The 8,891-nt window shown below is 62.2% G+C and carries 8 protein-coding genes; 3 read left to right on the top strand and 5 right to left on the bottom strand.

All coding sequences use genetic code 11. The annotated features are described in order from the left end of the window. The 3 genes from VNZ93_RS07565 to recA form a co-directional block, all read right to left on the bottom strand. On the bottom strand, positions 1-1,075 hold a 1,075-nt coding region (locus VNZ93_RS07565), incomplete at its 3' end, for a cation:proton antiporter (RefSeq protein ID WP_325702383.1). A 108-nt stretch (positions 1,076-1,183) separates the two neighbouring features. Continuing rightward, positions 1,184-3,844, bottom strand: a complete 2,661-nt coding sequence (gene alaS / locus VNZ93_RS07560) for an alanine--tRNA ligase (RefSeq protein ID WP_325702380.1) — start codon at positions 3,842-3,844, stop codon at positions 1,184-1,186. 493 nt (positions 3,845-4,337) lie between these two features. Further along, the gene (gene recA, locus VNZ93_RS07555) at positions 4,338-5,426 is read right to left on the bottom strand and encodes a recombinase RecA (RefSeq protein ID WP_325702377.1); all 1,089 of its coding nucleotides are present in this window, start codon (positions 5,424-5,426) and stop codon (positions 4,338-4,340) included. A gap of 246 nt (positions 5,427-5,672) precedes the next feature. Here recA and VNZ93_RS07550 point away from each other — a divergent pair, with 246 nt between their 5' ends. After that, entirely contained in the window at positions 5,673-6,395 is a 723-nt protein-coding gene (locus VNZ93_RS07550; RefSeq protein ID WP_325702374.1) for a hypothetical protein, read from the top strand. 42 nt (positions 6,396-6,437) lie between these two features. Here the strand turns inward: VNZ93_RS07550 and VNZ93_RS07545 are convergent, their stop codons facing one another. Next, on the bottom strand, positions 6,438-7,337 hold the full coding sequence (locus tag VNZ93_RS07545) for an IS1595 family transposase (RefSeq protein WP_325702371.1): 900 nt from the start codon (positions 7,335-7,337) through the stop codon (positions 6,438-6,440). A 531-nt stretch (positions 7,338-7,868) separates the two neighbouring features. Between VNZ93_RS07545 and VNZ93_RS07540 the strand changes: the two genes are divergently transcribed. After that, positions 7,869-8,060 carry a hypothetical protein gene (locus VNZ93_RS07540; protein ID WP_325702368.1) on the top strand — a complete coding sequence of 64 codons (192 nt, stop codon included), beginning with the start codon at positions 7,869-7,871 and terminating at the stop codon, positions 8,058-8,060. Here the strand turns inward: VNZ93_RS07540 and VNZ93_RS07535 are convergent. Further along, a complete protein-coding gene (locus VNZ93_RS07535; protein WP_414710009.1) occupies positions 8,057-8,329 on the bottom strand; it encodes a SemiSWEET transporter in 273 nt (90 codons plus the stop codon). The two genes, VNZ93_RS07540 and VNZ93_RS07535, sit on opposite strands and share 4 nt — an antisense overlap. Before the next feature lie 249 nt (positions 8,330-8,578). Here VNZ93_RS07535 and VNZ93_RS07530 point away from each other — a divergent pair, with 249 nt between their 5' ends. Continuing rightward, entirely contained in the window at positions 8,579-8,761 is a 183-nt protein-coding gene (locus VNZ93_RS07530) for a hypothetical protein (RefSeq protein ID WP_325702365.1), read from the top strand. Positions 8,762-8,891: the final 130 nt, after the last annotated feature.

The following is an 8,891-nucleotide window of genomic DNA, read 5'->3' as shown; positions in this document are numbered from 1 at the left end:
CAAGTCCGATCACGATAAACGCGAATTCGCCGCCCTGCGCCAGCAGCAATGCGACCTCGGCCGCGAGGTGGCGTTCGACCCGGAAGATCCGCGCAGCCGTATAAAGCACCACGGCCTTGATGACGATCAGTCCGATCAGCGACAACAGGATCCAGCCGATATGGGCCCACACGACCTTCAGGTCGATCGCCATGCCGACCGACACAAAGAAGATGCCGAGCAGCAGCCCCTTGAACGGGTCGAGATCGACTTCGATCTGATGCCGGTATTCGCTGTCGGACAGCAGCAGCCCCGCAAGAAACGCGCCGAGCGCAACTGACAGACCGGACGCGCCGGTGGCGGACGAGATGCCGACAACGATGGTCAGCGTGATCGCCATGATCAGTTCACGGCTGCCGGTGCGCGCCGCGGATCGGATCAGCGGCGTCACGATATAGCGGCCGACCACCATAATGACGGCGACGGCAGCGAAGGCCTGGGCGAAGGGCAGCACAAGATCGACCAGCGATTTGTCGCCAGCGCTTCGCGCTTCCAGGATGCCGATGGTGAACAGGACCGGCACCACGCAAAGATCCTGAAACAGAAGTACCGACAGCGCCACGCGGCCAACTGCAGACGCCGCGCGATGCTGATCGATCAGAAGCTGCATCACGATCGCGGTCGATGACAGCGCGAAACACATGCCGAGGATCAGGCCCGCCGGCGGCGTGATGCCGCTGAGGCGGATCACCGTGCCGATCGCAACAATGCAGACGCCAACCTGCACAAGGCCGACGCCGAGCACATAGCGACGCAGCTGCCAAAGCCGCGGCAGCGACAATTCCATGCCGAGCAGGAACAGCAGAAACACGACGCCGAGTTCGGCGAGCGGCTCCGCCGCTTTCGGGTCCTCCAGCGTGATGTAGCTGAGGATCGGCCAATAGTCGTCGAGATATCCGACGCCGTAAGGCCCGAGAACAAGACCGACCAGGAGGAAGCCGAGAACGGTGCCGAGATAACGATGCAGGAGCGGCACAAGGATGCCGGCGGCCACGAGAAAGATCAGGATGCCTTTCAGGTGTTCGGCGTGCAGCACTATTTCAGTCCCCCCAGTGGCGCGGAAGCGGCCCGGCGTCCTCACCTCGCAGACGGCTCGCCCGAGCAATGATTTCGGTCCCCGCGTCCGCGGGGACCGAAAGGCAATTTACCCGGCGCCGAGCGCGGCCTCGATCGCCTTCAGCGCGGCATCGGCCTTGGAGCCGTCCGGCCCGCCAGCCTGCGCCATGTCCGGCTTGCCGCCGCCGCCCTTGCCGCCGAGCACCTCGGACGCCTTGCGAACGAGATCGACCGCCGAGAAACGCGAGACGAGATCGGGCGTGACGCCGACCACGATACTGCCCTTGCCGTCGTCGCTGGTCGCGACCAGCGCGACGACGCCCGAGCCGACCTGCTTCTTGCCTTCGTCGGCGAGGCCCTTGAGGTCCTTGATATCGATGCCGGACACCGCACGCGCCAGCAGCTTCACATCGCCGATGGTCCTGATCGCATCATCGCCGCCGGCCTTGCCGCCGCCGCCCATCGCGAGCTTCTTCTTCGCTTCTCCGAGTTCGCGCTCGAGCTTCTTGCGCTCGTCGAGAAGCTGGGTGATGCGCGCGGGCATTTCCGGGACCGAGACGCGCAGAAGATCGGTTGCGACCTGCTGCGCGGCCTGCATCGTGGCATTCGCCGCCTTGCGCGCCGCGCGCCCGGTCAGCGCCTCGAGCCGCCGCACCCCCGCGGCGACGCCGGAATCCGACACGACCGAAATGATGCCAATATCGCCGGTGCGCTTCACATGCGTGCCGCCGCACAGCTCGACCGACCAGCCGAGCGTGTTGCCGCCGCCCTGCCCCATGGCGACCACGCGGACCTCGTCGCCGTATTTCTCTCCGAACAGCGCGCGTGCGCCGGAGGCACGCGCATCGTCGATCGCCATCAGCCGCGTGGTGACTTCAGAATTCTGGGTGACAAAATCATTGGCGAGATCCTCGACCTTTTCGATTTCCTCCGCCGTCATCGGCTTGGGATGCGAGAAGTCGAAGCGCAGGCGGTCCGGTGCGACCAGAGAGCCCTTCTGCGCAACGTGATCGCCGAGGATCTGCCGCAGCGCTTCGTGGAGCAGATGCGTCGCGGAGTGGTTGGCGCGGATCGAGCCGCGCCGCGCATGGTCGACATCGAGCTGCAGCGCGAGGCCGGGCTTCAAGGTGCCCTCCTCCACCATACCGAGATGCACGAACAGGTCGCCCGCCTTCTTCTGCGTATCGGTGACACGGAAGCGCACGCCATCGGCGGTCATCACGCCGGTATCGCCGACCTGGCCGCCGGACTCTCCGTAGAACGGCGTCTGATTAACGATGACGGCGCCGGTCTCGCCCTTTTTCAGTTCGGCAGCTTCCTTGCCCTCGCGCAGCAGCGCGGTGACGACGCCCTCGGCGCTCTCGGTCTCGTAGCCGAGAAACTCGGTCGCACCGAGCTTTTCGCGCAAACCGAAGAACACCGTTTCGGCCGCAGCATCTCCGGAGCCCTTCCAGGACTCGCGCGCCTTGGCCTTCTGCTGTTCCATCGCGGCATTGAAGCCGGACACGTCGACCGAGATGCCACGCGGGCGCAGCGCATCCTGAGTCAGATCGAGCGGGAAGCCGTAGGTGTCGTAAAGCGTGAACGCGGTCTCGCCCTTCAGCGCATCGCCCTGCTTCAGTCCCTTCGACTCGTCCTCCAGAATCGCTAGGCCGCGCTCCAGCGTCTTGCGGAAGCGCGTTTCTTCCAGCTTGAGCGTCTCGGTGATCAGCGCCTCGGCGCGGTGCAGTTCCGGATAGGCCTGCCCCATCTCGCGCACCAGCACCGGCACGAGTTTCCACATCAGAGGCTCGCGCGCGCCAAGGAGTTCGGCGTGACGCATCGCGCGCCGCATGATCCGGCGCAGCACATAGCCGCGGCCTTCGTTAGACGGCAGCACGCCGTCAGCAATCAGGAAGGACGAGGCGCGCAGGTGATCGGCGATCACCCGATGCGAGGCCTTTTGCGGCCCGTCCGGCGACACCTTGGTCAGTTCGGCAATCGCCTGGATGATCGCGCGGAACAGGTCGATGTTGTAATTGTCATGCGTGCCCTGCAGCACGGCGGCGATACGCTCGAGCCCCATGCCGGTATCGATCGAGGGCTTCGGCAATTCGACGCGCGTGCCATCGGGCATCTGCTCGTATTGCATGAACACGAGATTCCAGATCTCGATAAAGCGGTCGCCATCCTGGTCGGCCGAGCCGGGAGGGCCGCCGGGAATCTTGTCGCCATGGTCGTAGAAGATTTCCGAGCACGGTCCGCACGGACCGGTATCGCCCATCGCCCAGAAATTGTCCGAGCCCGCGATGCGGATGATGCGGCTCTCGGGCAGGCCTGCGATCTTCTTCCACAGGTTGAACGCGACATCGTCGTCGACATAGACGGTCGCGGTCAGCTTGTCTTTCGGCAGCCCGAAGTCCTTGGTGACGAGATTCCAGGCCAGCTCGATCGCGCGATCCTTGAAATAGTCGCCGAACGAGAAATTGCCGAGCATCTCGAAGAAGGTGTGATGGCGCGCGGTGTAGCCGACATTGTCGAGGTCGTTGTGCTTGCCGCCGGCGCGCACGCATTTCTGCGCGGTCACGGCCCGGCTGTAGGGCCGCTTTTCGAGGCCGGTGAACACGTTCTTGAACTGCACCATCCCGGCATTGGTGAACATCAGTGTCGGGTCGTTGCGCGGCACCAGCGGCGAAGAGGAGACCGCCTCATGGCCGTTGCGCGCGAAATAGTCGATGAAGCCTGCCCGGATATCGTTGACGCCGCTCATGAAAGTCTTTGCCGCCGCGACAGCCTGAATGCCCGCGGCCCCTGTCTGCCCCGGGATGGAAGGCCCGGCTCGGATTGATATGTCGGGGGATATGTAGCGATGCGGTCCGGCCAAGTCCAGAAACGGTGCGATTTCCGGCGCTTGCAGGACTTAGTCCCACAGAATCGTAGCTTACGGGATGTTGCCGGTGACCGCCGACAGGGCCCCTCCCGGACGCTCCGGCGCCTCTTTGGGCGATCCGTTGGACAGCTGGCGGCCGGCCGCGTAGGCCAACCTTTCCGCGCAAAAAAACGCCGGGGAGCGGGACCGCGAGGCAAGCGGCCCTCTCGCCCGGCCCGCGCGGCGACGCGGTTGGAGGCACTCCGGCTAAAACTCAATCAGGCAGTCAGGCAGGCACAAAGTCAGAGGGGCAGCGGCCATCCCCGTGGCGCCCGTCCCGGCAAAATCGGGACGCGCCTCGCGCGCCCCGTCGTGACGACCAGGAAGAAACGCCTCACTCCTCGGCGTCGCCGCCTTCGCCCTCGTCCCGATCCTGCTCACCGGCCAGGATCTTTTCGGCAATCAGTCCGGAATTCTGCCGCACGGCAGCCTCGATCGCGGCAGCGACATCGGGATTGTTGCGCAGGAAGGTCTTGGCGTTCTCGCGTCCCTGTCCGACCCGCTGGCTGTCATAGGAGAACCAGGCACCGGATTTCTCGACCACCCCGGCCTTCACGCCGAGGTCGATCAGCTCGCCGGTCTTGGACACGCCCTCGCCATACATGATGTCGAATTCGACCTGCTTGAACGGCGGCGCGAGCTTGTTCTTCACCACCTTCACGCGGGTCTGGTTGCCCACCACCTCGTCGCGATCCTTGATCGCGCCGATGCGACGGATATCGAGCCGGACGGACGCATAGAATTTCAGCGCATTGCCGCCGGTCGTGGTTTCCGGCGAGCCATACATCACCCCGATCTTCATGCGGATCTGGTTGATGAAGATCACCATGGTCTTGGACTTGTTGATCGAGGCGGTCAGCTTGCGGAGCGCCTGGCTCATCAGCCGCGCCTGCAGGCCGGGCAGCGAATCGCCCATCTCGCCTTCGAGTTCGGCGCGCGGCACGAGCGCTGCGACCGAATCGACCACCACCACATCGACCGCGCCGGAGCGAACCAGCGTGTCGGCGATTTCCAGCGCCTGCTCGCCGGCATCGGGCTGCGAAATCAGGAGATCATCGACATTGACCCCGAGCTTCCTGGCATAGATCGGGTCGAGCGCATGTTCGGCGTCGACGAAAGCACAGATGCCGCCCTTCTTCTGGGCTTCCGCGATGGTGTGCAACGCGAGCGTGGTCTTGCCGGAGGATTCGGGCCCGTAGATTTCCACGATGCGTCCGCGCGGCAGCCCGCCGACACCGAGCGCGATATCGAGACCGAGCGAGCCGGTCGACACCGTCTCGACTTCCATCCCGGACTTGGAGTTGCCGAGCTTCATGATCGAACCCTTGCCGAATGCGCGCTCGATCTGCGAGAGCGCGGCGTCAAGAGCTTTCGATTTGTCCATGGAGGAACCTTCAACCAAACGCAGGGCGGCCTGGGCCATTGTCGCTCCTTATGACTGACGATTCGGGCGGCGTGAATGCACCGTCTGGCACCTTCGGCGTCCGTCCCGCGGTTTTGCGGTCTCAATCTGACTTGAAAGGAATGTACCCTATTTGTTCCTTGTTCGCAATATGTTCTTTTTGGAAAGTGGGCGGAACTATACCCTCTGGACATGTAGCCCAATGAAGGGACATATTGCGAACTCCCCTACTAGCCCTAGGATCGCCTACGGGCGGGAGTCGCGACCATGTTTAAGCAGGCATCGGCAGCCGTTGGCCACATCACCAACGTCGCATCAGCTTATACTTGGCTATCGGGGGGCAGCGCCTTGACCTCCTTCTTGGCAGCCTACAACTGGTGGGAATCGAACCCGCGCCTCTCGACATTCCTCCTCGTTTTGGGGATCGAGGCCGCGCTAATTTTTATCTATGCGCTGACGTTTGTGCCAAGACCTGGCACTTGCTGGCCTCCGTTCTGGGTTGGGTATCTTAACCCGCTGAGGCAGGTGTCGTGGCGCTTTGGATGCGTCCTGCAGGTGGACAAGCTTCCATCGGTGCGAACGCCGATCGTTTACGAATTTTGCTGCGGTCTCCGCGCAAATCGGGGAGCCATTAAGCCAAAGCGCTTCTATCTAGAGGCGCGCGGTGTTCCGAATGTCCCCGTAAAAATCCAGTGCGGCCCAACATTCGAATCTGCGGAGAATATAGAAGAGATCCCCTCCGGCACTTGGTTCCTCTGCTCTGCTCGCCTCCTAAGAGACTACCGAGCGCCCGATGACGGGAAAACGAACCACCCAACCAGTGAGGAATTCTTTCAGAACTATGACGAATTGACGCTCGTTTTTGAATACGACGAGAAAATATTCAAGAAGCGATTCCGGCGAGCTACGCTACTTAAAATAGTTCAATTCGGCTCCGAGCGCTTTGCCGCACCTGCCCCGAAACAACCAAAGCTGAAGGCCGCCGAATGAAAAAATCGCAAACGAGCCAACGCTTCGACCAACTCCTTCAAGTCATGGCCTCTCAAGCTGAACCTTTGGGAAAGCAGCAAGGAGACAATCGAACATCAGATAAGGCGCGTGGCGCAGGTTATGGCGATACTCGAACTCGCGAAGGTAAGTCTGCAGGTACTTCTTCGAAACGGAAATATAAGTCCCGTTGATCCCGCGCTTCACCTGCGACCAGAACGCTTCAATCGTGTTCGTATCAACCGGTTCGCCGTCAGTGAAGCGAACATATTCCTTCTCTGAGTGATCGACGGTTTCGTGAGCGTAGCCGTGACGCTCCGTCAGTGACCGGAACGCCGCCGCTTCGTCGGTGTGAATGAACGACCCCGGCTTAACGTGCTTCCTGATCTGCGGCACGACGCTATAAGCGGTACGATCCGCAACGTGACGGGTCACGACATCGCCGCCCCGCTCGACCATGCCGAGAACAACCGACTTGTCGCCTTCGCCGCGCTTGTCCTTGCCGCCGATGAAGGTCTTATCGACCTCGACAATGCCGCCGCCGGGGCCGCCCATCGGCGTATCGCCGTCCACGTAGCCCATATAGCCACGGATCAGGAAGCACATGCGCCAAGCGGTCTTGTAGGTCACGCCAAGCTGGCGCTCGACCTCCTTGGCCGCCACGCCGTTCCGTGAGGCGCAGAACAGGAACATGACAAAGAACCAGTCACGCAGTGGCGTCCGGGTCTTTTCGAAGGGCGTCCCGGCGGTCGGGTAGACCTGATAGCCGCAATGCTCGCATTCGAAGCAGCGCCGGTTCTTGACCCGGTAAAAGGTCGCTTCCTTTTGGCAATTCAGGCAGCTGAACCGCTCGCCGTACCGGGTCCTCATCAGGTGGGTCAGGCAGGTGTCCTCGTCGGGAAACCGCTTCTGGAACTCACGGATATTCGGGCCTTTGGTCGCCATGGTCCCCTCCCCACCGGAGAATGACCATTTTATAGCAGGTCCGGTTCTACATGTCTAGAGGGTATAGTTCCGAAAGTGGGTACTGGCCTGTTTGGACACCGGGAGGTCTGATTTGAGATCCGCACGGGCCTAACGCGAGAGATATCGGCACGCGAGCCAGAAAGTCGCCGCGACCGGTGCCATCCAGAGCGCAATGATGATGCCCGCCCTGCCCTGCCTGTCCGGCGGGATTGCGACGCCGCGGCGACAGCGCGGTTCCCACACGGGCATCGCGCCGTATGACCCGCGCCATGGTTTCCAGTCGTCAAACATGGATGCCCGGCCGGTTCTATTTCTACGAAGATCGCTCTGACAATTAAGCATGTCCGGGGCGTCTTCCCACCCCGTCGAGGCGCGTCGTCAGACGTCCGCATAAACCAACATCACGAAATCCATGTGCGGGGCGGCCAGATCGGCTTTGTCATTGATTCAAATCAACCTCAATGCCGCCGGTATCCCGCATCCCCATGTCTGCAATTGTCAGGCGTAAACATGCTCGAATTTCTTTTGATCCTTCATTCGAATCCGACCCAGGCGTCGACCACCGCAATCCTCAGAGTCGATACAGAAGAGACGGCCAAGGACAGGGCGCGGGCGATTGCCCATCACGACGGGCGAGCGGTCGAGCTTTGGCGCAATCAACAGATGGTCGCGCGGTTTTCACCGCCGGATTCATCCGACTAACCGTGTCGCAGCTTGAGCACGAGGATCGTGCCCGCCAGCGAAAGCGTCACGAGATTGGCCACGATCAGCGGGACATCCCCGATGAGAACGCCGTAGACCAGCCACAGCACGACACCCGTTACCATCAGCACGAACATGCCGAGCGAGATGTCCTTGGTCTGGCGCGTGCGCCATGCCTTGATGACCTGCGGGGCATAGGCCAGCGTCGTGCAAACCGCGGCCGCCAACCCGATTAGCATCACCAGCGACATCATTTCGAAAGCCCCCAAACCGTTTCGCCTTTGTACCTGCGCGACGACACCCGCGAATAGTCGTTCGCCGAACGTTCAGCACGCATGTGGATAGATGGATATGCGCATGCGAAGGGCGCACCGGCTCGCTGCCCCAGCTGTCCCGCGCGGCCGCAGTTCCATACGCACGCGTCAGCCCCCCGCCGCGCAGGCTAAAGCCTCCGAATTTACGGGAATTTTAGGTGGCCGGGCCGCGCGGACATGTGAGCTTTTCGCAGAGGTGCGATCATGCTCAACATCGCCGCTGCAATTGGCCTCTTCGCCGTCTTCCTTGGCCTCCTGCTCGCCGTCCGCGCGCGCGACGGCAAGGCCCGCATCCCGTCCGTCTGGGCCGCGCAGGGCATCTCGCTTGTGCTCGTCTGTATCCTGATGTTGGCCGGAGGCTTTGTGTTCAGAAGCCTGGTGGATTGATTACGCTGCTGAGCTGGCGCGTACCGGGGTTCCGGCCGGATTCTCGTGGAACTTAGCGCGCCAACGCGCGTTATGAAGCGCATGGCAACAAAACCGCTCCTCCCCGAAGTCGTGGCCGAACGGGCCAAAG

Origin of the sequence: Pseudorhodoplanes sp. (genome assembly GCF_035565795.1) — a bacterium.
In the GTDB taxonomy this organism is placed as follows: Bacteria; Pseudomonadota; Alphaproteobacteria; order Rhizobiales; family Xanthobacteraceae; genus Pseudorhodoplanes.
Note: the sequence above shows the minus strand (reverse complement) of the source record. Positions and strands in the feature narration are given on the sequence as shown.